The organism is Vibrio sp. QJM3NY_15 (genome assembly GCF_057785995.1).
Map to the genome: position 1 here is coordinate 641,627 of NZ_CM173518.1, position 22,389 is coordinate 664,015.

General features: G+C 45.0%; 25 protein-coding genes. 16 read left to right on the top strand and 9 right to left on the bottom strand.

The window, feature by feature from the left end; all coding sequences use genetic code 11:
- The first annotated feature begins 106 nt into the window (after positions 1-106).
- From AC3CKG_RS19295 to AC3CKG_RS19355, 13 genes are all read left to right on the top strand, one after another.
- Positions 107-1,054, top strand: coding sequence for a YbgA family protein (locus AC3CKG_RS19295; protein WP_009846088.1), 948 nt, complete (start codon positions 107-109; stop codon positions 1,052-1,054).
- Positions 1,051-2,496 (top strand): deoxyribodipyrimidine photo-lyase, encoded by a 1,446-nt coding sequence (gene phrB / locus AC3CKG_RS19300; RefSeq protein ID WP_488529819.1) that lies wholly within the window; start codon positions 1,051-1,053, stop codon positions 2,494-2,496. Before AC3CKG_RS19295 ends, phrB begins: the two co-directional genes overlap by 4 nt.
- A gap of 14 nt (positions 2,497-2,510) precedes the next feature.
- A complete protein-coding gene (locus AC3CKG_RS19305) occupies positions 2,511-2,942 on the top strand; it encodes a nuclear transport factor 2 family protein (RefSeq protein WP_488529820.1) in 432 nt (143 codons plus the stop codon).
- A complete protein-coding gene (locus AC3CKG_RS19310) occupies positions 2,942-3,673 on the top strand; it encodes an SDR family NAD(P)-dependent oxidoreductase (RefSeq protein WP_488529821.1) in 732 nt (243 codons plus the stop codon). The genes AC3CKG_RS19305 and AC3CKG_RS19310 overlap by 1 nt, the downstream gene beginning before the upstream one ends.
- 2 nt (positions 3,674-3,675) lie before the next feature.
- Entirely contained in the window at positions 3,676-4,947 is a 1,272-nt protein-coding gene (locus AC3CKG_RS19315) for an NAD(P)/FAD-dependent oxidoreductase (protein ID WP_488529822.1), read from the top strand.
- Complete coding sequence (locus AC3CKG_RS19320) at positions 4,944-5,759, top strand: DUF1365 domain-containing protein (RefSeq protein ID WP_488529823.1); 816 nt, start codon at positions 4,944-4,946, stop codon at positions 5,757-5,759. The genes AC3CKG_RS19315 and AC3CKG_RS19320 overlap by 4 nt, the downstream gene beginning before the upstream one ends.
- 100 nt (positions 5,760-5,859) lie before the next feature.
- On the top strand, positions 5,860-7,140 hold the full coding sequence (locus AC3CKG_RS19325) for a class I SAM-dependent methyltransferase (RefSeq protein WP_488529824.1): 1,281 nt from the start codon (positions 5,860-5,862) through the stop codon (positions 7,138-7,140).
- Positions 7,118-7,639, top strand: a complete 522-nt coding sequence (locus tag AC3CKG_RS19330; protein ID WP_065111740.1) for a DUF2878 domain-containing protein — start codon at positions 7,118-7,120, stop codon at positions 7,637-7,639. The genes AC3CKG_RS19325 and AC3CKG_RS19330 overlap by 23 nt, the downstream gene beginning before the upstream one ends.
- Positions 7,640-7,642: 3 nt before the next feature.
- Positions 7,643-8,230, top strand: coding sequence for a chalcone isomerase family protein (locus AC3CKG_RS19335; RefSeq protein WP_488529825.1), 588 nt, complete (start codon positions 7,643-7,645; stop codon positions 8,228-8,230).
- Positions 8,227-8,769 carry a DUF3833 domain-containing protein gene (locus AC3CKG_RS19340; RefSeq protein ID WP_488529826.1) on the top strand — a complete coding sequence of 181 codons (543 nt, stop codon included), beginning with the start codon at positions 8,227-8,229 and terminating at the stop codon, positions 8,767-8,769. The genes AC3CKG_RS19335 and AC3CKG_RS19340 overlap by 4 nt, the downstream gene beginning before the upstream one ends.
- 295 nt (positions 8,770-9,064) lie before the next feature.
- Positions 9,065-9,328, top strand: coding sequence for a hypothetical protein (locus tag AC3CKG_RS19345; RefSeq protein ID WP_017098840.1), 264 nt, complete (start codon positions 9,065-9,067; stop codon positions 9,326-9,328).
- 206 nt (positions 9,329-9,534) lie between these two features.
- Complete coding sequence (locus AC3CKG_RS19350) at positions 9,535-10,209, top strand: SDR family NAD(P)-dependent oxidoreductase (RefSeq protein WP_488529827.1); 675 nt, start codon at positions 9,535-9,537, stop codon at positions 10,207-10,209.
- 113 nt (positions 10,210-10,322) lie between these two features.
- Positions 10,323-10,562 carry an RNA recognition motif domain-containing protein gene (locus AC3CKG_RS19355; protein ID WP_009846076.1) on the top strand — a complete coding sequence of 80 codons (240 nt, stop codon included), beginning with the start codon at positions 10,323-10,325 and terminating at the stop codon, positions 10,560-10,562.
- A gap of 150 nt (positions 10,563-10,712) precedes the next feature.
- Here AC3CKG_RS19355 and AC3CKG_RS19360 read toward each other — a convergent pair whose 3' ends face one another.
- The 3 genes from AC3CKG_RS19360 to AC3CKG_RS19370 form a co-directional block, all read right to left on the bottom strand.
- Positions 10,713-11,057 carry a ribosome recycling factor family protein gene (locus AC3CKG_RS19360; RefSeq protein WP_099165963.1) on the bottom strand — a complete coding sequence of 115 codons (345 nt, stop codon included), beginning with the start codon at positions 11,055-11,057 and terminating at the stop codon, positions 10,713-10,715.
- 208 nt (positions 11,058-11,265) lie between these two features.
- Positions 11,266-12,498 carry a MalY/PatB family protein gene (locus AC3CKG_RS19365; protein WP_102513749.1) on the bottom strand — a complete coding sequence of 411 codons (1,233 nt, stop codon included), beginning with the start codon at positions 12,496-12,498 and terminating at the stop codon, positions 11,266-11,268.
- 123 nt (positions 12,499-12,621) lie between these two features.
- Positions 12,622-13,503 (bottom strand): LysR family transcriptional regulator, encoded by an 882-nt coding sequence (locus AC3CKG_RS19370; protein WP_488529828.1) that lies wholly within the window; start codon positions 13,501-13,503, stop codon positions 12,622-12,624.
- A gap of 184 nt (positions 13,504-13,687) precedes the next feature.
- Between AC3CKG_RS19370 and AC3CKG_RS19375 the strand changes: the two genes are divergently transcribed.
- Positions 13,688-14,749 carry an NAD(P)/FAD-dependent oxidoreductase gene (locus AC3CKG_RS19375; protein WP_488529829.1) on the top strand — a complete coding sequence of 354 codons (1,062 nt, stop codon included), beginning with the start codon at positions 13,688-13,690 and terminating at the stop codon, positions 14,747-14,749.
- 72 nt (positions 14,750-14,821) lie between these two features.
- On the opposite strand, the gene AC3CKG_RS19380 is transcribed toward AC3CKG_RS19375, so the two are convergent.
- From AC3CKG_RS19380 to AC3CKG_RS19405, 6 genes are all read right to left on the bottom strand, one after another.
- Complete coding sequence (locus AC3CKG_RS19380; protein ID WP_488529830.1) at positions 14,822-15,289, bottom strand: OsmC family protein; 468 nt, start codon at positions 15,287-15,289, stop codon at positions 14,822-14,824.
- A 56-nt stretch (positions 15,290-15,345) separates the two neighbouring features.
- Entirely contained in the window at positions 15,346-15,738 is a 393-nt protein-coding gene (locus tag AC3CKG_RS19385) for a GFA family protein (RefSeq protein ID WP_488529831.1), read from the bottom strand.
- Positions 15,739-15,917: 179 nt separating this feature from the next.
- Complete coding sequence (locus tag AC3CKG_RS19390) at positions 15,918-16,709, bottom strand: hypothetical protein (protein WP_488529832.1); 792 nt, start codon at positions 16,707-16,709, stop codon at positions 15,918-15,920.
- A complete protein-coding gene (locus AC3CKG_RS19395) occupies positions 16,706-18,268 on the bottom strand; it encodes an NAD(P)-binding protein (RefSeq protein WP_488529833.1) in 1,563 nt (520 codons plus the stop codon). The genes AC3CKG_RS19390 and AC3CKG_RS19395 overlap by 4 nt, the downstream gene beginning before the upstream one ends.
- 14 nt (positions 18,269-18,282) lie before the next feature.
- Entirely contained in the window at positions 18,283-18,687 is a 405-nt protein-coding gene (locus tag AC3CKG_RS19400; protein ID WP_017107995.1) for a hypothetical protein, read from the bottom strand.
- Positions 18,688-19,313: 626 nt separating this feature from the next.
- Entirely contained in the window at positions 19,314-20,243 is a 930-nt protein-coding gene (locus tag AC3CKG_RS19405; protein WP_488529834.1) for a LysR family transcriptional regulator, read from the bottom strand.
- A gap of 116 nt (positions 20,244-20,359) precedes the next feature.
- On the opposite strand from AC3CKG_RS19405, the gene AC3CKG_RS19410 reads away from it, so the two are divergent.
- Both AC3CKG_RS19410 and AC3CKG_RS19415 read left to right on the top strand, forming a co-directional pair.
- On the top strand, positions 20,360-21,043 hold the full coding sequence (locus AC3CKG_RS19410; RefSeq protein WP_102351925.1) for an SDR family oxidoreductase: 684 nt from the start codon (positions 20,360-20,362) through the stop codon (positions 21,041-21,043).
- 91 nt (positions 21,044-21,134) lie between these two features.
- Positions 21,135-22,343 (top strand): MFS transporter, encoded by a 1,209-nt coding sequence (locus AC3CKG_RS19415; RefSeq protein ID WP_488529835.1) that lies wholly within the window; start codon positions 21,135-21,137, stop codon positions 22,341-22,343.
- The last annotated feature ends 46 nt before the right edge of the window (positions 22,344-22,389 follow it).

Consider the following 22,389-nt stretch of genomic DNA (forward strand, 5'->3'; position numbering starts at 1 on the left):
AGTTGGCTAGTAAGAGAAGTAAAAACCGAACTAAAGTAATGTTTAATAAGCAACAAAACACACAATATAAGAATAACAACGAGCAATGAGCGTAAGGAATTGACCAATGGATAAAAAAATAAAAATAGGCATTAGTGCATGTGTCGCCGGTCATAAAGTTCGGTTCGATACTGGCCATAAGCGTTCTCGTTTTTGCACAGACGATCTTGCAGACTACGTAGAACTTGAGCCAGTTTGCCCAGAGATGGGCGTTGGACTTCCAACGCCTCGTCCTACGATCCGTCAAACAAGAATGTTAGACGACATTATTCATGTTTCTCGACCTGATGGTTCTGGCGATGTCACCGATGAACTGATCGAGTTTGGGCAAAACTATTCAAAGAACAACCAACATATCGCAGGATTCATTGTGTGCCAGAAAAGCCCAACCTGTGGCATGGAGCGAGTAAAGGTTTACCACCACCACGGGCGTGGTTCTGAATCGACAGGCGTTGGCTTGTTTACTCAACAGGTTATGCAAGGCAATCCCCTCCTTCCAGTAGAAGAGAATGGTCGCCTCAACGATCCAATTCTGCGTGAAAACTTTATGACTCGTGTTTTCACATATCAAAAGTGGCTCGATCTTGTCGATGAAGGCGTCACCAAACACAAACTGATTCAATTCCACAGCGCTCACAAATATCTAGTGATGTGCCACCACATTGAAGGCTACAAGAGCCTGGGCAAACTTTTAGCGAGTAACGATTTAGAGATCGATGAGTTGGCTGAAAAGTACATCGAAGGTCTGATGACGGCGCTAATGCATCATGCAAACCGCGGCAGTCATGCTAATACTCTGCATCACTTGCAAGGTTACTTTAAGAAACAACTGAGCAGCGCTCACAAACAAGAGCTCACCAATCAGATTTCATCATTCAGAGAAGGCCTAGTTCCTCTGTTAGTCCCACTAACGCTGATCAACCACTATCTGATGGAATACCCAAACGAGTACCTAGAATCACAAGTTTATCTAAACCCGCACCCACAAGAACTTAAGCTGAGATACGGATATTGAGCGACATTCTATGGATAAGACGAGACCTGAGGATTCACGATAACCCAGCGCTCGTCTCTGCAGTTGAAAACGGCGTCTCTATCGCCGTTTTTATTTCAACTCCGCAGCAATGGCAACAACATCACCTTTCACCGATAAAAGCGGACTTCATTTATCGCCACCTGAAACAGTTTGAGTCACAACTCGCTGAATTCGGTATCACTCTGCTGCACCTCAAAGCCACAGACTTTAACGATCAAGCTACTCAACTCATCAACTTGTGCAAACAGGTCGATGCGACATGTGTGTATGCCAATTCAGAGCCGGAAGTGGATGAGCAGTTAAGAGACAAACGCCTAATCGCTACTGGTATAAAGCTGAAAATAACCGACTGCGATACGATTCTGCCATTAGGTAGCGTACTGAATAAACAAGGTGAGATGTTCAAGGTTTTCACACCTTTCAAAAACGCATGGTTAAAAGAAGTGCAAGCGAAAGGCATCATTTGCAGCCACGCTCCTGTGCATTCAAAAGGATCAGCGCAAGCAGGTTCATCTGAAACGGATTCGCTTCAGAATCCATCACAACTGAAACAATCGTTAAGTGGTTTTTCTGGCGAGTACGATTTCGACTTTCCGCGTACCGATTCGGAGCGTTGGCCACTAAGCCAAGACGTCCTTGAGAGCGTGATCCCCAATTTCTTAGCCAATAAAGTTAACGATTATTCTCGCCTTAGAGATATTCCATCGGTAAAAGGCACGTCTGGCCTTTCCCCTTACTTAACCATTGGCGCTGTGAGCCCACGATGGTTAGCGATTCAATTGATTCAACAACAGCCTGACTTGTTATTTGATACTCAGTTGCCAGCCTTTTCTTGGCTTAATGAATTGATTTGGCGAGATTTTTATAAGCATTTGATGTTCCACCATCCTAAACTGGTTAAAGGTGCGAACTTTCAGCAGAAATACAACGGCTTAGATTGGTATCACGATCACCCGAGCTTTAAGGCTTGGTGTGAGGGTAAGACAGGCTACCCATTAGTTGATGCAGCGATGCGTCAATTGGTTGAGACAGGCTGGATGCACAACAGGCTCAGAATGGTGGTGGCAAGCTTCCTAACCAAACACCTACTGATTGACTGGCGTTGGGGCGAGCGATTCTTTATGTCGCACCTTATCGATGGTGATTTCAGCGCGAATAATGGCGGTTGGCAGTGGGCTTCGAGTACTGGTTGTGATGCTCAACCTTACTTCCGAATTTTCAATCCAATCACCCAGAGTGAAAAGTTTGATCCGAAAGGAATTTTTATTCGTAAGTACATTCCAGAGCTGCAAAATATTCCTGATAAGCATGTGCATTTTCCACATGATTACATTGCAAAAAACGGAATTAACAGCGAATACTGGCAACCCATCGTTGAACACAAAGAAGCACGATTGAGAGCCTTAGCCTTTTTCAAATAATTAGAGTGAATATTATGGATAACTCTCTATGGCTTGATAACTTTCTCAACATGTATCGAGAACTCGGAACCGACAATTTCGACGTGCTAAAGACGGTTTATCACCCTGATATCGAATTCCAAGACCCACTGCATCATGTCAGTGGGATTGTCGCGTTAACTCATTACTTCGAGAACCTCTACACACAAGTCACTAGCTGTTACTTCCACATCGAACACACCTTTGAAGTGAAAGATGAAGCATCCGTTTATTGGACAATGCAATTCGCTCACAAACAACTCAACGGACAAAAGCCGATTGAAGTTCAAGGGCACAGTCATATTAAAATGTTGAACAACCAAGTGGTTTATCATCGCGATTATCTGGATGTGGGTTCTATGCTGTACGAACACATTCCAGTACTAGGTTGCGCGATCAAATCCATCAAAAAAAGAGCGAGCCGATAATGCGTATTATGATCACAGGCGCGACCTCAGGTATCGGCCAATCACTCGCTATAGATTATGCTCAACAAGGGCATCAGGTGATTGCTTGTGGCCGTAATCAAGACAAACTGCAAGCCTTAGTTGATTCTCACGAGACAGACTTATCGCACTCGTCAATTGACCCACTTTGTTTTGATTTGACCGATTACCACAATTTCCCAGCACTCGACCAAGATAAGCCGCTCGACCTACTGATCTTGAACGCGGGTGATTGTGAGTACATCGATGATCCTGTCAATTTCAACGCAGAGTTGTTCGAGCGCGTCATCAACATCAACCTAATTTCAATTGGCTACGCCCTTAAAGCTTGGCTAAAAAACATCAAGCCCGGCGGCCGCTTGGTTTTGGTCAGTTCAAGCGCGAGCTTTCTACCATTGCCAAGAGCCGAAGCTTATGGCGCTTCAAAGGCCGCTCTCACCTACTTAGGTAGAACACTCTCAGTTGATCTCGCCGAGCACAACATTCATGTCTCAATTGTGCACCCAGGCTTTGTTGAAACACCATTAACCGAGCGAAACTCCTTCGCTATGCCTATGATTATTAGTAGCGAGGCAGCCACTCAACGAATCGTAAATGGTATTGCTCAAGGAAAGAGCGAGATCGATTTCCCAAGACGATTCATATTGATAATGAAATTACTAAGAATGCTACCGACTTCAGTTTGGCAAAAACTCGCTTCAAGGATGGTATAACAATGAAAAAAATCGCCATTATAGGTTCAGGTATCTCTGGACTGACTTGCGCACATGTATTAGATAAGCACCACGACGTTACGGTGTTCGAGAAAAATGACTACGTCGGCGGGCACACTGCTACGGTTGATATTGAACACCGAGGCAAGGCGTTTTCAATTGATACTGGCTTCATCGTATTCAACGACAGAACTTACCCAAACTTCAACCAACTGCTTGAGCAACTCGCTGTCGAAAGGCAACCGACCGAAATGAGCTTCAGCGTACACAACACAACGACTAAGTTTGAATACAACGGCCACAGCATCAATTCGTTATTCGCTCAGAGGAGTAATATTTTCAAGCCTCAATTCTGGTCATTAGTGTCTGATATCCTCAAGTTCAATAAGCTGTGTAAAGCCCAGTTCGAAAGCAACCAATTCACGCCAGATGTTACCCTTGGCAACTTCCTGCGCGAGAATCAATTTTCCGACTTTTTTAGTCAGCACTACATCTTACCGATGGGTGCGGCTATTTGGTCGACAAGCTTAGAAGAGATGGAAGAATTCGAACTCAAGTTCTTTATCCAGTTCTTCTACAATCACGGCCTGTTAGACATTGCCAATCGTCCTCAATGGTATGTGATTCCCAAAGGTTCGCGTTCTTACGTCGAGATCATCCTTTCACGCTTGAATAAACCGGTCGCGTTAAACACCTCGATTAAGCAAGTCATTCGCCAACAGTCAGGGGTTACCATTGAATTCGAAGATGGCAGCACACAAGACTTCGACGAGGTAATATTTACGTGTCACTCAGACCAAGCCCTACGTTTGCTGGGCGACGCGACTGAACAAGAACAACAGGTACTAGGGGAGATCCCTTACAGCCGAAATGAGGTGGTGCTGCACACGGATACCAACCTGTTGCCCGACCGTAAACTGGCGTGGGCAAGCTGGAACTATATGCTAGATGGCAACAGCCAAAGACCTGCCTGTGTGACTTACAACATGAACATTCTGCAGGGCATTGAAAGCCAAGACACCTTCTGTGTAACCCTAAACCAAAGTGACGCAATAGCGCCTGATAAAATCATTCGTAGCTTTGTTTACCATCATCCGGTACTTAATTCGAACACGGTAGAAGCCCAACATAAGCGCGAGCAGATCTGCGGTAAAAACAACACCCACTTTGCAGGCGCTTATTGGTACAACGGATTCCATGAAGACGGGGTTCACAGTGCACTCGATGTGACTAAGCGCTTTGGTCTAGATTTGAGCACGAGCTCAGTACGATGAACACTCACACCATCACATCCGACATGGGGATCGCACCCGAAAAGAGTGAAGAGCTCAGCGGCATTTACTGGGGTAACGTACGCCATCGCCGCTTTGGCGATATTACTCATGAATTTAGCTACCAGTTGTACATGATGGGATTAGATCTCGATGAAATCCCTCAAACAACCACTCGCAGTCGCTTATTCGGTACTCAATGGTACAACCCGATTCGCTTTGTCGAATCGGATTATCTCGCTGAAAAAAAAGAAAATGTCACGACTGATGAACCTAAATCACTTAAGCAACGTATAGCATCCAAAGTACAACAACTTGGTGGGGTTTGGTCTGTATCAAACCGTGTGACAATGCTGGCTCAGTGCCGTTGTTTAGGGATTTATTTCAGCCCAATCAACTGTTTTTTCTGTTACGACGAAACTGGTGATTGTCGCTATATGTTAGCCGAAGTGAGCAATACGCCTTGGCGAGAAAGACACTATTATCTCATCGACATGCACAAAGAATTGAAAGTAAAAAAAGAGTTTCACGTTTCGCCGTTCATGGATTTAGACATGAACTATTTGTGGAAAATAAAACCACCAACGAAACGGACGTTAGTACACATCGAGAGTCATCGTAGCGACAAAATTTTTGATGCCACACTAGCACTCTCAAAGCAGTCGGTAACAAAAGCAAACATTAGGAAAACGGTACTGAAGATCCCAGCAATGACAATTAAGGTTGTAATGGGTATCTATTTTCAGGCTCTCAAATTATTTCTGAAAAAAGTACCGTTTGTGGCGCATCCAGACTCAGCGTCTAAAACGCCATAAAGACGTCTAAATTGAAGGCTTGGGTTGGCTTAACGAGACCAACAGTTCTAACCCTCAGCCAGTAAAACTAAATTTAAAACAATTTCTCAGCGAGGTTTCCATGGAACAGCTTGCAAAACAAAACAACAACGTAGAACAACAAGCTAAAGCCGTTGCTGTTTCAAGCAACTGCAAATATCGAGCTCTGATTTTCAAGGTTCTAGAACGTCTGCAATTCGCAAAACTCGAAGTAATAGAACGAGACAAGCATTCGGTGTTCGGAGACAGAGAAGCGACCTTAAGCGCTCAAATTGTTATCCATGATGCGAGCTTTTATCGAGATGTAGTAATGAGCGGCAGTATTGGTGCATCTGAGGCCTACATTGATGGAAAATGGACCAGCCCAGATCTCACCAAAGTGATTCAAATCATGGCTCGAAATCAAGCACAGTTAGACGAGCTTGATGACAAGACGCAATGGATTTCACGAATCAAAAATTTACTGCTACGCCGTAAGAACGCCAACACCGAGCAAGGCTCCAAACGTAATATTCTCGCCCACTACGACATTGGTAACGAGCTATATGAGCGCTTCCTAGACAGTTCAATGCAATACTCTTCTGCTATCTACAGCGAAGATGCGTTAACCCTGTCGAAAGCACAACAGAACAAAATGAAAACCATCTGTGAGCGTTTAGAACTGTCTGAATCAGATAACGTGGTTGAGATAGGCACTGGCTGGGGCGGATTGGCTATATTTATGGCTCAGCACTACGGCTGCCACGTTACGACCACGACCATTTCAGATGCTCAGCACGAGCTGGCAGAACAGCGAGTCAAAGCGCTCGGCTTAACCAACAAAATCACCCTACTCAAAGAGGATTATCGCAACCTCACTGGTGAGTATGACAAGTTGGTCTCTATCGAGATGATAGAAGCGGTCGGACATGAATATCTACAAACCTTCTTTGAAAAGTGCTCTTCTCTGTTGAAGCCTTCAGGGAAAATGCTGATTCAAGCTATCACCATTGCCGACAGTCGTTATGATAAATATCGTAAAGGCGTCGACTTTATTCAGAAGTACATCTTCCCCGGTGGTTGTTTACCTTCGGTTGCCGTGATGACTCAGCATCTTGCGACCAGCACCGACCTTGTCGTCCAAGAAATTGATGACATTGGTCTGCACTACGCTCGAACACTCAACGACTGGAACGTTGCCTTTGAAAACAGCTGGGAAGAGCTCGAATCATTAGGCTATTCAGAAGAGTTTAAACGCCTTTGGGTCTTCTACTTCTGTTACTGCGAAGGGGCATTCCTAGAGCGCGTGATCAGCACTCATCACCTTGTCGCAAGAAAACCTCGTTACTTTGGAGCAAAAGATGAAACGGTTTTGGATTATTAATCTCGTTCTGTTTCAAGCGACCTGGGTTTGCAGCGCCTTCTTTACCGCGCAAGCCCCGTTCGTCACGCCATTGATCGTGGTGGTTCACTTCCTTCTCTCTCCAACTCGCAGTAGCGACTTGAAAATACTCGTCTTATTACCATTGGGGCTATTGCTTGATAGCCTCATGCTCCACTTCGGTATTTTCGCCGTCGACTCTGAAATTGCTAATCAATCTTGGTTCCCAGTTTGGCTCATTTGCCTGTGGATCATGTTCTTAATCAGTTTTAATCACAGCCTGAATTGGCTTTTAAAGTGCTCAAAAGTGATCTTGTTTGTCATAGGGTTCGTAGCAGGTACTAGTAGTTATTGGGGAGGCATCAAAGCAGGCGCCCTTCTTACTACTTGGCCAGATGCATCGGTGCTCGCTGCCCTTGCAATAAGTTGGGGGATTTTGTTGCCCTTACTGGTGGCCGTTTACTCCAACTTAGTACAACCCAAAATGGCAACAACGAGGTGACTTATGGCTTTTCCACGCAACCCTACGCAAGCGTTCAAATCTGAGAGCGATAACAGTCGCGTTCGCACACAAGCAAGCGAGCAATCAAGAAATCGACTGTTTAGCTTAGTCACCTTAACCCTCATTTGCGCGGCACTCCTGTTCACCGGAAGCGCCAAAGCTTCCGCTGTAGACAATCTAAGCAAACGCGGCCAAGGTGAGATGAGCTATCTGTTTTGGACACTCTACTCAGCTGAATTCTACACGACCCCAACCAATTCTGAACGCGCTTTAAAGCTTGAATATTACCGCGCGATTGACAGCAAAGACCTCGTTGATGCCACCCAAGATCAATGGAGCAAACTTGGTTACTCCAACAACAATATCCAACGTTGGTTGAAGCCTTTATACGAGATGTGGCCTAACGTAGAAGCAGGAAGCACACTCACTATCCGCGTAACCGAAGACAACGTGAGTCGTTTTTACTTCGATGAACAGCCTATCGGTATCATCCAAGACAAGCAGTTTGGTGACGCTTTCTTAGCGATTTGGTTATCTGAAAACACCTCTGAGCCCGGTCTACGCAAACAACTTTTAGGTTTAAATAAATGAGTCCAAGAACAAAAATAATCAAACTCGCCCTGGCAATATTGTCTCTCGCTTGGCTAACAGGTTGTGGCTCTGCAAGTTTAGAGAACCACGCAGACACCACCCCAGAGCTCAAGCTGGAAACCTTCTTTGACGGTGAGCTGATGGCCTACGGCATCGTGCTTGACCGCTCTGGTAACTTACTGCGCCGCTTTGACGCCAAGCTCATCGCTACTTGGGACGGAGACAACGGAGAAATCAAAGAGTGGTTCTCCTTTGCTGATGGTGAGCGTTCAACTCGCGTTTGGAACCTCATCAAAACCGGTGACAACACTTACACAGGCACCGCCAACGATGTCGTGGGCACGGCATATGGAGAGACCCAAGGTTCAGCGCTTTATTGGAAATACGATTTAGAAATCGAAGTAGACGGTAGCACTTATGAAGTAGTGCTTGATGATTGGATGTTCTTGATGGACGACAAACGCCTGTTCAACAAAACCGAGATGTCTAAATTCGGCTTTAAAGTCGGTGAAGTGATTTTGTATATCGAAAAACTTTAATTAACTGGCGTTTCTGATTAGCAGTTCCATCAGCGATAACCTCGCCCCCAAAAGACAATCTCAGCCCGCAATGCAATCTCAACCCACAACAGAAAATTGTGGGTTGTTCTGTTTAATCCCTCGAATAGCATACCTGTATGCTCAAGCCTTTGTGCTAAGATGCGCCACCAGCATACAAATGGGCTAAACTCAGTTGAGCGAACGTGATACACAGTTCCACCAATTATGAGCACTTCCCCATTGGTTTCGCTAAGCGTAGATTCCCTACCATGAATAATTGAAAAGGCTTTAAAGCATGAGCAAGTTGACCTCAGCGGAGCGTAAAGCTCGCGACAATGAACGTTTCTCACAACGTGTAAACGACCGCAGAGAAAAAGGCGAAGACGTAGTTGCTTACGCACTGACCAACAAGAAAGCTGTAAAATTCCTGACTAAGTCGGAAAAGAAACGCTTCAATGAAGCAAAAGTCATTCGCCAAGAAGAACAGCGAGTGAAAGATCAAGAAGAGCTCAACAGAATCGAAGACTCATTCACGACCAAACAGTTCGACGACGAGTAATCTGATTTTCAAAAGCGCTGGCCCTATGCCGGCGTTTTTACTTTTTAGTGCTCCTTCTTTTTTCCTTCCTGGCTTACATCACTTTCTCAAACCTCAATTCTATCGAGCAATCTTAGTCATGAGCCTCAGCATCTTGGTCTTAGATCTCAGAAAACAAGCTTTCAAAGCCTTACTATCTCGATTCCATTCAACAATCCCGAGTCCCCATGATTTTAATCACCGGATCAAGCAGCGGTTTAGGCGCAGCTTTAGCTAAGCAATATGCGAGCGCATCAAACAGCCGTCAGCGCTTAATGATCACTGGCCGCAGCTCACAGCGTTTAGCTGAATTAGCGAAAAACCTGCCAGCAGATACCGTCAGCCAAACCTGTGATCTATGTGACCCGAACTCCGTGAGCGAACTGCTTGATGCCTTGCCAGAAACACCAAAACTGGTGGTTCACAGCGCTGGCAGTGGATACTTCGGTAAGATAGAACAGCAAGATCCAGCGGCGATCAGTGACATGCTAAAAAACAATATCGAGTCCTCGATATTTCTGATTCGCGAGCTGGTTCAGCGTTACAAAGATCAACCCGTCACCATTGCTGTCGTGATGTCGACCGCGGCTCAAGGCGCTAAAGCAGAAGAGTCCACCTACTGCGCAGCAAAATGGGCAGTAAAAGGCTTTATCGAATCGGTAAGGTTGGAGCTCAAAGGTCACCCGATGAAAATCGTTGCGGTTTATCCCGGTGGAATGGCGACAGAGTTTTGGGGAACCAGCGGCAAAGCAATGGATACTTCAAGCTTTATGACAGCTCAAGAAGCTGCTCAAATGCTGCAACAGGCGTTAACCAGCACTGAGCATGGATTTGTATCAGATATCACGATAAACCGCGGTTAACGGCTAATGAGAGCATCGAACAGGTAAACAGAGCTATTCGAGCTAATTATTTGTGAGGGTGAGCATGAAAGTGTGCGACAATGCTCGGCGTAAATTCATATTCAAGGTTTATTATGAAACTTCTAGTTCGTAACCTATCGCGCTCTACTGCTGAGCAAGACATCCGTGTTCTATTTTCTGAGTTCGGCTCAGTAAAAGAGTGCAGCCTAGTCTTAGACCAAAACACTGGCGAATCTAAAGGCTTTGCTTTTGTTGAAATGCCAGAGCATGAAGAAGCTAAAGCGGCACTAAACAAGCTGAACATGTCAAAGCTTGGCAGCAACACGATTCGTGTAAAAGTCGCTAACTCTTAATCGAGTAAACGCTTTATAAGCCGCATGGCTTAGCTTAACAGCAGCACAAGCACAGATGATAAAGCCCGTAACGATATGACGTTTTTCAGCGCAATATCGTTACGGGCTTTTTGCTGCTCGCGATTCTCTTTTCCCACAATTCGAATACGCCTACAACCCTTCATGCTCATCAATCGCACGCCTTGCTTCTGCCATTGAACATCCTGATTCCATCACTAACTGCGCGACCGTCATCGAGGGCGTAGCGGCTAACAACGATGCCAAACACACCACAGGCTTAGGCAGCACTTTGTCTATAGCAGTTGCTATCCAATCGTCTTTTTCATGAGTTAACATGGTTTTAAATTCAATGAGTTGATGATCTTGAGCCACCAACAGCCAGTTGCGTGAACGTCGAACTCGCTTCAACTGGCATCCACACTCAGTCGCATTCGCCATCACTTGGCTTTTATCACTCACACGATGTACAAAACTATTCAGTGGGACACTAAACATAACTCTCTGCCAACCAATCTCTACCAATCATTCAAGTGCTCTCGAACTACCACTCAACACTTCAATTCCATCTCAATAAAATCATGCTTAGAATTACACAGACACAAAAAAACCGCCAGTGATGCGCGAAGCAGCCTCGCGGTTTTTCGTACTTTACAGCCTAATGATCAGCATCAGCGGCTAAGCATTTTCAATTCAACATGGATAATCAGCAGCAGCTTTTTGAATCGCCTTTATCGCAGCAGTTTGAACTATCCTGACTTCCTCGCTCAAAACCCTCAATCGCATCAGCCAACGCAGTAAATGATTGCTCAATATTGTCACGCGAGGTGGCGATGTTCATTCGCATAAAATGATAACTCTCAGCGCCAAACCAACCGCCCGGCGTTAACCCCATTTTAGCTTGTTCAAACACCACACTTTTCAATTCATCTTCCGAAAAGCCTAAGCCTGAAAAATCAAACCACACTTGGTAAGTGCCTTGCGGTTGGAAGACTTTTAACTGAGGAATTCGCTGCTCTGCAAATTCGGTAATCCACTTAACTGTGCCTTGCAGATACGCCAACATACCATCTAACCACTCTTCACCCTTTTCGAAGGCAGCAATCGTCGCAAACGTCGTCAAGGCATTACCATGGTCAAGATACATCGCCGCGACATTGGTTTTGAACGCTTCAAATAGCTCATTGTTGTTGGTGTACACATAGCCGTTTGAGATGCTGTGCATGCCGAAGGTTTTCGCCGGAGAGCCAATCAAGGTGATGACCTTGTCGTAATCAAAGCTGGTCAAGCTCGTGAAAGCGTGACCTTCAAAGATAATGTCTGAGTGGATTTCATCGCTGATGATCAGCACATCATGGCGCTTGGCAATCTCGATGACGTGTTCAATTTCTTGCTGCGTCCACACACGACCCGTTGGGTTGTGCGGGTTGCAGAAAATCATCGTTTTTACTTTGTGTTCGATTATCTGCTGTTCCATACCATCGAAATCAATGCGGTAACCTTGCTCATCATTAATCAGTGGGCTGTTCACCATCTGACGATTAGCCTTGTTCACCAAGTTAGAAAACTGGTGATACGCTGGCGTATGGATTAGCACACCATCACCTTCATTGGTGAACTGGCGCAGTAACAACGCAATACCAGAAAGCACACCCGGCACCTGAACGAACTTATCAGCAGATAGGTTCAAACCATGACGCTTTGAATACCATTGCGACAGCGCTTCAAACACCGCTTGCTCATGAAATTCATAAGAGTACACACCACGTTCAACCAAACGATTCAGCTCTTGAGTGATCGGTTCTGCTACCTGAAAATCCATATCAGCCACCCAATATGGGAAGACATCAGTGGTGTTGTAGATACCTTGTAGCATCTGCGGTTTACTTTTAATAAACGCATTTTCGCCGTAGTTAGATGCACTGTTAAAGCTGGTCATATAGATTTCCCAAAGTTTACATTCGATAATTTGTAATCAAATCGATCACACTCATATCAGTAAGACGTTTTCTTTTTTGAAAAAGACGAAAAAGGCACAAAAAAACGTCATTAAAAACACGATTTATATCTTAAAGTGAGTGGGCGTTTGCTGATCGCCCCTAAGAATATCTATAAAGGCTCTGATTTTCTTCAAGTTATACATATCGCGGTGCACCAAAGCCCAAACAGGCATCGGCCAAACCAAACTGGAAGAAACTGAGATCAAATCCTCATCTCTCTCCACAAATTCCCTAGGCATAACCGCAATACCACACCCCGACTCCAAAGCTCGTGCGGCTACCTGAACACTCGAACACAGAAATACAACCTGCGTTTCTGGCACCGTGTCGTATATCCACTCATTCCACAGCAGATGTTGTGGCCTCTCTTTCATGGCGATAAAACGATGCTGCTGCCAGTTATTGTCTTGCGGTAATCCATACTGCTCGATATAGCTTTTGTGCGCGCACAACACCATCTCCACACTAGCGATTGGGAACACGATATTGTCTGGCGTCGTGGGTTTATCGCCACTACGAATCGCAATATCTGCCTCACCATATTCAAGGTTAAACTTCCTCAAATCACCAATAAAATCAACACGCATATTGGGATAACAACGCTGATATTGTTGGATAACAGGCATCAGCATACTTGCCATATCGTTTATTGCAGTAACGGTTAACGTGCCAGAAAGTGCCTGTTCTTTACTTTTGATTTGTGCGCCCAATTGCGAGAAGTGATTCTCTGTCACCTCACCTAAGCGCATGATCTCTAGCCCAGCTTCGGTCGGTAAATAACCTTTGTCATTTCGTTGGAACAACAACACACCAAGCTCAGCTTCGAGAGTGTCGATATGCCTCATCACGGTTGAACGGTGCACGCCCATTTCTTGAGCGGTCGCACTCAGTGTTTGGTGTTGAGCCAGCTTGTAGGCTGTTCTTATCTCATTCCACTTATCCATTTTCTCGCCTTTTCATTTAGCTGCCTCTCGAAGTTATACGTTGCAAAAATGCACACCTCCGTTTTATTTTCGCTCATTTATTACAAATATGAAACGCACTAAGCTATTTCCCCATAGATAAGTGGCTTCCGTGGTCGACAAAAGGCCTGCCGCAAAAAGACAAAGTATGAATAAAGGACAAAATATGAAAAAGGTAGACGTACTCATTATTGGTGGTGGTTTCGCAGGCGTAGCAGCCGCGCAAGAGCTTGAGAAAAAAGGCGTGAGTACGTTATTGGTTGATAAAAAAAACTACTTTGAAGTGACCTACGCGACTCTTCGTAATGTTGCAGCACCAGCGGTGACCAAAGACGATGCGAGAAAGCCCTACCAATCTTTCTTGAAAGGCGCTTTTCTTCAAAGTGGTGTCAGCGAATTAACACGTAACCAAGCCACATTGGATAACGGAAGTACCATTGACTTTAAGATGGCGATCATTGCTTCAGGTACTCGCTACCCGAGCATGCCAATCGCGAAATCGAGCTCTGCGTTCAACCTAACCGATCGCAACAACGAACTATTACAGCACAATCAAAACATCCAAAATGCAGAGAACATATTAATCATTGGTGGCGGGGTCGTGGGTGTGGAACTGGCAGGAGAAATCGCACACGCCTTCCCTAACAAAAAATTGGTTCTCGCACATAGAGGTGAAGCATTGCTTGATGGCTTCAAGAGCAAAACCAGAAGAGTCGCATTTCAGCAGTTAACAGCACTAGGTGTCGAAGTAGAATTTAACACGGGTTACCAAAACATCTCGGGAAGCTATATCGACCAACGAAGCGGTAAAACGGCAACCGCAGACATCGTATTCGAGGCGGTTGGCACCTTACCCAATAGTGAGTTCCTGCAAGCTCAGTTACCACACGTGTTAAATAACAAAGGCTTCGTCAAAGTGAATAGCCAGCTAGAGGTGTCAGGAGAAGACAACCTATACGCACTCGGTGATGTCGCCGATGTGGGCGAAGCAAAGCTGGGGTATCTTGCTCAGCAACAAGGGGAGTTCCTCGCTCGCCTGATCAGCAACAAGCTAAAGAGCAAATCGACAAAAGGTTACAAACGAAACCCATTAATGGCACTGATTCCAACAGGGCCAAAAAGCGGCGTTGCCGAGATGCCTTTTGCTGTTACAACCTTTAAACCTTTGCTCAATATGAAGCAAAAGGATTTGTTCATTAAGAAGGTTTACAGTGCCTTTGAAAGCTAAGCGCGTACTGCCAATTGGTTTTGACAGCGTTACGCATGCTTTATGACGCTACTTATGATTGGGTAGCGTTGCTTAGGCTTTAGCTTCTACCACAATTTCTGTTTTTACCGAGTTGGCAATAAAACAGTTTTTGTGCGCCAAATGATGCAGTTTGTCGAGTTGTTTGGCAGTCGGTACCTTAGAACCTGAGAACACAATGTCAGGTCGCAGAGTCACCTTAGTGACCGATGAGCAGCCTGATTCGTCTTCTTCCAACACACCAACGGCATCATCCACATAAGAGTCGATTACATACTTCTGCTTTGCAGCAATGCCCAAAAACGTCAGCATATGGCAACTAGACAGTGCCGCAATAAAGGCTTCTTCTGGATCAACGTTGGCCTCAACTGAAAACGGCAGTGGCACAACATGAGGTGACGACGAGGCAGGCACAGTGACACCGCCATCGAACTCCCACATATGCCCTCGGCTGTATTGGTTATCACTAAAGGCTTCATCGTCACCACGAGCCCAACGAATCACCGCACTATATTCAGACATAATCCCTTCCTCTATCCATTAGTTATCAAATAATTGGTTCTCAAACGACGAGTTATTTAGCGATCAGCAGGGTGATTGACACCATCATTAGTCACCACATCGCCAATATCAAAAGGGTTCACCCCTTCCAAACAACCGATGTTAAATCCATATTCATTAGGGCTTGAACGGCGTTGATGATGGGTATAGATACCGCAGTTTAAACAGAAGTAATGTTTCGCAGTGTTGGTATTGAATTGATAAAGCTTAAGATGCTCAGCGCCTTTCAAAATCTTAATACCATCCAACGCCACAGAACCCACAATCGCCCCTCTACGACGGCAGATAGAACAATCACAACGACGTGGCTTTTCTATCCCGTTAGGTAGGCTGAGCTCCAATTCGACAGCACCACAATGGCAGGTTGCCTTGTGAAAAGGTTGGATAACCGTGTTACCGACTACTTTCATTTCTCTCTCCAATCACGTCCCTGTATTGCTCGCATCATAACCAGTTCAAAGAACTCTGTCCTTAGGCTGACGTTGAGTTCGAGATATACGTCATGGGTTGAGAGGTGCCTCGGAATGGCGTGGAGAGTTTGAGGCAAGTTAAACACCCACGTCATTCCATATTGAAAAACGGAACCAAGTTACATAAAGAAAATTCCGAGATAAGTGATAACAACGACACCCAGAATCAGTCCAGAGAGCGTCTTACTAATTATTGGCAATTGAATAAAGCGGCTTAATCGATTTGATACAGCAAAGTCCTTCCCTCCCCAATCTAAACGCTTAAAATCGAAACATAAGCTGAGAAATAGAAGGTGGCAGGCTGTCACGATACGAGCATGGAAAAAATCCTCCGCACCAATCGCTATCATAAAGGATGCAATATGGCAGATAGCGAGAGTAAGTTTCGGCAAAACTGAGCGATACTCCACCAACAGCAATTGAATTAACCAAAAGCCATAAATCACTTTTAATTGCCAAGGAACCACTTCACCAAATAAGAGAATCTTGCCCTCTCCTAACAGCAAGGTTTGTTCACCCGTATATACCCAATAGGCAATTGTCGCCGCGAGCACCATCGAGATAAACATCGACAGGTAGGCCTGTTTTTTGAGTTGCACCAATACAAAACCAACAGACTGGAGGACAAAAAACACGACCAAACCTTTATCGACATACTCGACACTCAACCACTGACTCACTGCCATAAAACACAGTAGGTTAAACCCCATTTCGAGACCAAGGATTCGCTTTATCTCACTGGCGTTTTCGACTGGTTTTGTCAACGGCCAGAACAACACAGGCAAAACTAAAGTCAGAGCTAGTGCAAGCCAAATCGAGCTTTGCACAAGTAGATAGAAGCCACTGCCGTACACTAGGCAAAGAAGTAAAAATAGCCCGGATGATAAAGGAGAGTAGACACTTGATTTCATCGACGCTCCTCGCGTTCAGAAGAGACACGATCAACCAGATCTGCAGCACATAGATTGGCAGTTTCAATGCATCGTTCCAGCGTAACGGGGACTCGCCAAGTTTGTCTTGGATCAGACAGGTACTCACCGCTAAAAAAGACGTTAGAAAAGTTATTCATCGTTGTTGATAGCGAATTCTGAGCTGTCGGCTGAGTTAGTGCATGTTGCAGAACCCAATAACGGGATTGCCCACGCTCATTGGTCACCACGTCGCCACAAAAGTAATCGGAATATAAGGTTTCCAATTCTTGAGGTGTCACCATTTTCGCACCAAGACCAACTCTGAAACCTTGATAAGCAGAATGGTCGAGCAAATTTAATTGCCCAAAAAGCTGGAACAGTAATTCATCCTTTACCTGCTTCTCTGTACAAGACAACATCGGCTTTTGGTAAAGGAGGCCGAGCGCCTTATCAAGATCTGTCGCTGTTACCGATAGACATGTCACCTCTCCTTCAGACGTACTTCGAGTCGTCACGTGATAACTCAAGCCCCAAGGAGAATCGAGAACTAATCCCACCGTCCTATTCTTCAATATCGAAGGGACTTGAGAGAAATAGAACTGAAACCCGTGGCTCAGTACATACTCATAATTTAATACTGAACTGATCTCTGAGAATAAAGATTTGATAACGTGAGCGGGAAGCGCGAAGACGTAATAATCAGCTAAGACACGACAATCATTATGTAGCTGCACACTATCAATCCGAGTTCGTTTTTTATTGGGATAAATGGCTTTGGCTTTGTAGCCTAAGTGAAATTTAACGCCTTGCTTTTTAAGATGGTGAGTCAACGGATTAATAAGCGCATCACTAATCGGTTCTTTCATTCCCAAACTGTACGCGTCGGGAGCAGAGGCATGCAGTTCTCCATCTTTATTGTTGAGCAAATCCAAAATGGCCAACGCTGGCGTATCATCCGTTGCTCCAATCCAACCTAATAAGACCGAACGAAGGAAGCCAGCAAGTCCAGGCCTAGACTCATAAGAAAAAAACTCACTAACAGGAACCCCAAGCAGTTCCTCCATCGAATACGGTTTCTGTAACCTTTGCTTAAACCAAAGCGTGTCCTTTATGGGAACTTGAGCATAAAGCATTGAATACGCAGACTTTGCGTCGTCCCATAGCTTTTCAAAGCGGGAAAAATACCCGCGTTGAAACTGTATCGTCTTATTTTTTTGCGCCCAAGAAAACTGAACCATATTCTGGGGATACAGTGAATCTAAACAATTACCAGACTCACGAGGAACCTCTTTAAGGAAATTTATCAAGTTGTAGTTTTTGGCGAAAAACTGTCGATGAGTAAGCTCATGAACCAAGCCTCCCTCATCCACCGTTCCAACACATTTTCCTCCGGTGTAGAGCTCCTTATCGTAAACAGCCACATCGAAGCCTTGTTTTACACAATTATGAGCCACTGCTAAGCCAGAAATCCCAGCACCGAAAATGGCAACTTTGGGCCGCGTAGGGCCGGTGCTAACACCGACCTCACTTTCACTCTCATTGACATAATGACAGGTCATGTTTTCTCCTTAAACTATCGGTTCAAGATGACATGATTCGCGAGCTCTAAACGATATAGGTCGTGATTCGGAAGCTGATTCAATACTGGGTTGATGTCTAATTCAAACGGACTATTAGCCAGTGAACGACACATAATTAGGTCATCCCCAACAATCATCACTTTCGGTGTCGCACCCTCCCAGACAAGTTGTGCCGATAGGTTTAGATCACTGATATTAATTCCGCAATCGTAAGTGCGAGAATGCAAAATACCATTTTCTATTTCGTATCCACCAACTAACGCGATTGGATGCTGAACGGTCGGAAAGACTATCGACTCATTCACCTCAGTAGCTTGTTGAGTTGGGAAAGTTATAGCGTCTTCGGCGTGAACAAAAGAAGCAGCAAGAAGGGTCACGAAGCCAAGAACGTTTTTCATTATATTTCTCCATTATTATATTTATTAGCGGGAATGTTCCCAAATGAGAATCTATATCAAATTCAACATCACAACTATTGGCTTATGTATTTTAATTCTGTGAGAGATACACCATTGATAGGAAAGGCGCCGAGAAAGAAAAAACTGATAAATATTAGATGGTTAAATAGATAAAAAAGACAACAAATGACCAAATGGGTAGAAAAATAGCTCTACGAGAGTTTCTTTGACGTTGTGATTTATTCAGGCTCTGGATGAGGAAATTAATAAACCTGAATAATTACATGAGCTTTAAATCATAAAAAACTCAAATAACAACTCAAAGGCTTCCTTACTAACACATTGATTATTAAGATTTTATAAAACAGGGCAATCTCTCACCTAAACTTGCGAGAAGACAGCTTGATCTTTCCTTCCGACCTCTATTTTTAGCGGCAAAAGGGGATTACCTAGGAGGATATATTTCAATAAGGGTGAAGTACGAACGTGTGACGAACAGAGGGGATTGGTGTCATTTTCGATGAAGAGATCTTTTCACTGACAGACCTCTCATCATAAACATTTGCCGCCAGACAAAGCTGGCCAGCATTGAAGCTTCACTATTGATAAATTAACAATAATTGTTCTCAGCCTGACCTCTCGACCAAACCAGTAAAGTTCTCAAGAAGATAATCCAAAAACAGCCGAATACGTTTCGGCTGATATTTCTTGCTGATGTACACCACATTCAAGTCGGCACTCGATACTGAAGTCGAGGTGTTGAAGTTCTTCATGTAGCCATTAAGTAGCGTCACAAGGCGTTGGTTATTGATGTCATCTTGCACATCGAGTACCGACTTCAACGCTATCCCTTCTCCTTGCAATGCCCAGTATCGAATCACTTCACCATCGTCTGAAAAGCGCTTCGGCACAACCGTCACAGCCTTCTTCATATCATGATCTTGAAAGTGCCATGTCTTGAGCTCTTCATTGCTACGCAGCATAGCCAAACAGTCGTGCTCGACCAAATCTTGTGGTGTTAACGGCGTTCCATGCTTGGCAAGATATTCTGGTGAAGCACACAGCACTCGTCGGCTTGGTGATAAGCGTCTTGAGATCAAGCTACTGTCGACCAATTCCCCATAACGGATCACGATGTCCATGCCTGATTCAGCGATATTCGATAGGTGATCGTTCAAATACAGGTAGGGAATAACGTCTGGATGCTGCTGACAAAATTCCGACAAAATAGGAAGGATGTACTGCTTTCCGATGTCTTTAGGTGCTGCAATCTTTAGTGGGCCTTTAACCTCTTTGACGCCATTTTGAATCAGGTTTTCAGCCTCGCTAACGTTATCCAATATATCCAGACACGCCTTGTGATACAGCTCCCCAGAGTCAGTTAAAGACACATGTCTTGTGCTTCGGTTCAGCAGCTTCACACCATAACGCTCTTCCAACGCCTGAAGCCTTGCTGTCATGGTCGCAGGAGAAAGCCCTAACTCTCGCCCCGCCGCTGCTAACCCGTGATGCTTAACAATGCTCACGAACATCGCCATATCTGAAAACTTGTCCATTCACCTCTCCTACTATTCAGTTAATCCGAATAATGATTTTATATTTTAGCCAATTATCAAATTTAGTCGAATAAATATAATGACAACCATCAGCAGAACACGTAGGAATTCAGAACATGAACAACGAACTTACAAATCAAGAAAAGCACACATTCGTCATCATTGGTGGAACATCAGGTATCGGCAAAGCATTAGCAATGCAATTGAGAAACGAAGACAACACAGTACACATTGCCAGCCGACACACCGGCGTTGATATCAGCGATGAGAAATCGGTTTGTGAATACTTCGAATCGATCGGTGCATTTGATCACTTGGTGATAACCGCGGGGTCATACGCTCCCGCAGGAAAAGTGACAGACGTTGCTATCGCAGACGCAAAAGCAGCATTTGATACCAAGTTTTGGGGAAGCTTAAACGTAGCCAAGCACGCCGCACGTTACATGACTCCAAACGGCTCAATCACACTAACCACGGGCATGCTGTCACGCAAAGTAGTTGCTGGTACTTACGTAAAAACCGCGATTAATGCCGCACTAGAGAGCGTAACTAAAGTGCTTGCCAAAGAGCTATCACCGATTCGAGTCAACGCGGTCAGCCCCGGCCTTACCATGACTGAAGCCTACAAAAATATGGATGACTCAGCTCGTTCAACCATGTACGACAACGCGAAAAACAACTTACCAGCAGGCAAAGTCGGAGAGGCTAAAGATATCGCAATGGGCTATCTATTCGCGATTAACAACCCATACGTAACGGGGTCAATCATCGACATCGATGGCGGTGCTCTACTCGGCTAGCACTCCGCAAAGAAACAAAGAAGCAAAGAACAATCGTTAGGGCGTGTATCTAAACGTCCTAACAAACGAGAATTAACACAGGTACTTCACTATGAAACCAGAAGCGATCCATAAAGAAAAGATCCCATTCCAAGTTTGGATACTGACACTCGCAGCTTTTGCCATCGGCACCGCTGAGTTTGTTATTGCAGGCATCCTTCCACAAATTGCCACATCCCTTTCGATCACCGAAGGTCAAGCCGGATACCTAATCAGTGCTTACGCATTGGCTATCGTTATTGGTGGCCCGATCTTAACCATCTACCTCGCACGTTTTAACAAGAAGATGGTACTGATTGGCTTAATGGCTTTGTTCATCATCGGCAATATCTTGTCAGCCTTAGCTCCTAGTTACCCACTTCTACTTGCAAGCCGCGTTATCGCAGGCTTAGTGCAAGGTCCTTTCTATGGCATAGGTGCAGTTGTCGCGACCAATTTAGTGTCTGAGAAAATGGCAGGTCGTGCTGTTGGTCAAATGTTTGCTGGCTTAACACTCGCTAACGTTCTTGGGGTTCCCGCAGGAACTTGGGTGAGCTTGCAATTCGGTTGGCACACCACTTTCTTTACCGTAGCAGCACTTGGCACCATCGCCATGATTTCAATCTTAACGTCAATAAAATCTTCAGGTCACAGCGAAGCGAAAGACATCAAAACTCAGCTGTTGGCATTCAAAAATCCAATGCTTCTCATCAGCTTGGCGATCACCGCTTTTGCTTGGTCTGGCTTCATGACGCTTTACGGCTACCTTGCGCCTATCGCCATGCACATCACGGGTTACGGTCAAGAATCAGTAACTTGGATCTTAGTAATTGTTGGTGTCGGCTTAATCATAGGTAACACCTTGGGCGGACGCTCTTCTGACAAAGATTTAGGCAAAGCATCGATGTTTTGGGCTATCGCGATGATCGTTTCATTGGTAGTGGTTGGCCTTGTTGTAGACAACAAAATCCTATTCGTTGCAGCTGCATTTGTCTTTGGTATTGCATCATTTGCGAACGTTCCTGCTATGCAGCTTCGAGTAATGAACCACGGTGGCGAAGGCCAAGAACTAGCAGCAACCGCGAATATCTCAGCCTTTAACTTAGCCAATGCCTTCGGTGGCTTCCTAGGCGGCATGATACTCGACAGCCAACTAGGCGCAGGAATGATTCCATTCGCAGCCGTTGTTGTCCCAGTGATTGGTTTGTTGCTTATTGCAAAAGCCAACCGATCTGAAAAGCCACAAAACGACTCTATCTTCAGCCCTGCGGAATCGAAATAGTGACCACCGCACGCTAAATCAATCAACACATGACCGACACAAGGTA

Coding starts and splice junctions, on each gene's coding strand:
- AC3CKG_RS19295 (WP_009846088.1), top strand. CDS start 107: ATGGATAAAAAAATAAAAATAGGCATTAGTGCATGTGTCGCCGGTCAT.
- AC3CKG_RS19305 (WP_488529820.1), top strand. CDS start 2,511: ATGGATAACTCTCTATGGCTTGATAACTTTCTCAACATGTATCGAGAA.
- AC3CKG_RS19310 (WP_488529821.1), top strand. CDS start 2,942: ATGCGTATTATGATCACAGGCGCGACCTCAGGTATCGGCCAATCACTC.
- AC3CKG_RS19315 (WP_488529822.1), top strand. CDS start 3,676: ATGAAAAAAATCGCCATTATAGGTTCAGGTATCTCTGGACTGACTTGC.
- AC3CKG_RS19320 (WP_488529823.1), top strand. CDS start 4,944: ATGAACACTCACACCATCACATCCGACATGGGGATCGCACCCGAAAAG.
- AC3CKG_RS19325 (WP_488529824.1), top strand. CDS start 5,860: ATGGAACAGCTTGCAAAACAAAACAACAACGTAGAACAACAAGCTAAA.
- AC3CKG_RS19330 (WP_065111740.1), top strand. CDS start 7,118: ATGAAACGGTTTTGGATTATTAATCTCGTTCTGTTTCAAGCGACCTGG.
- AC3CKG_RS19335 (WP_488529825.1), top strand. CDS start 7,643: ATGGCTTTTCCACGCAACCCTACGCAAGCGTTCAAATCTGAGAGCGAT.
- AC3CKG_RS19340 (WP_488529826.1), top strand. CDS start 8,227: ATGAGTCCAAGAACAAAAATAATCAAACTCGCCCTGGCAATATTGTCT.
- AC3CKG_RS19345 (WP_017098840.1), top strand. CDS start 9,065: ATGAGCAAGTTGACCTCAGCGGAGCGTAAAGCTCGCGACAATGAACGT.
- AC3CKG_RS19350 (WP_488529827.1), top strand. CDS start 9,535: ATGATTTTAATCACCGGATCAAGCAGCGGTTTAGGCGCAGCTTTAGCT.
- AC3CKG_RS19355 (WP_009846076.1), top strand. CDS start 10,323: ATGAAACTTCTAGTTCGTAACCTATCGCGCTCTACTGCTGAGCAAGAC.
- AC3CKG_RS19360 (WP_099165963.1), bottom strand. CDS start 11,057: ATGTTTAGTGTCCCACTGAATAGTTTTGTACATCGTGTGAGTGATAAA.
- AC3CKG_RS19365 (WP_102513749.1), bottom strand. CDS start 12,498: ATGACCAGCTTTAACAGTGCATCTAACTACGGCGAAAATGCGTTTATT.
- AC3CKG_RS19370 (WP_488529828.1), bottom strand. CDS start 13,503: ATGGATAAGTGGAATGAGATAAGAACAGCCTACAAGCTGGCTCAACAC.
- AC3CKG_RS19375 (WP_488529829.1), top strand. CDS start 13,688: ATGAAAAAGGTAGACGTACTCATTATTGGTGGTGGTTTCGCAGGCGTA.
- AC3CKG_RS19380 (WP_488529830.1), bottom strand. CDS start 15,289: ATGTCTGAATATAGTGCGGTGATTCGTTGGGCTCGTGGTGACGATGAA.
- AC3CKG_RS19385 (WP_488529831.1), bottom strand. CDS start 15,738: ATGAAAGTAGTCGGTAACACGGTTATCCAACCTTTTCACAAGGCAACC.
- AC3CKG_RS19390 (WP_488529832.1), bottom strand. CDS start 16,709: ATGAAATCAAGTGTCTACTCTCCTTTATCATCCGGGCTATTTTTACTT.
- AC3CKG_RS19395 (WP_488529833.1), bottom strand. CDS start 18,268: ATGACCTGTCATTATGTCAATGAGAGTGAAAGTGAGGTCGGTGTTAGC.
- AC3CKG_RS19400 (WP_017107995.1), bottom strand. CDS start 18,687: ATGAAAAACGTTCTTGGCTTCGTGACCCTTCTTGCTGCTTCTTTTGTT.
- AC3CKG_RS19405 (WP_488529834.1), bottom strand. CDS start 20,243: ATGGACAAGTTTTCAGATATGGCGATGTTCGTGAGCATTGTTAAGCAT.
- AC3CKG_RS19410 (WP_102351925.1), top strand. CDS start 20,360: ATGAACAACGAACTTACAAATCAAGAAAAGCACACATTCGTCATCATT.
- AC3CKG_RS19415 (WP_488529835.1), top strand. CDS start 21,135: ATGAAACCAGAAGCGATCCATAAAGAAAAGATCCCATTCCAAGTTTGG.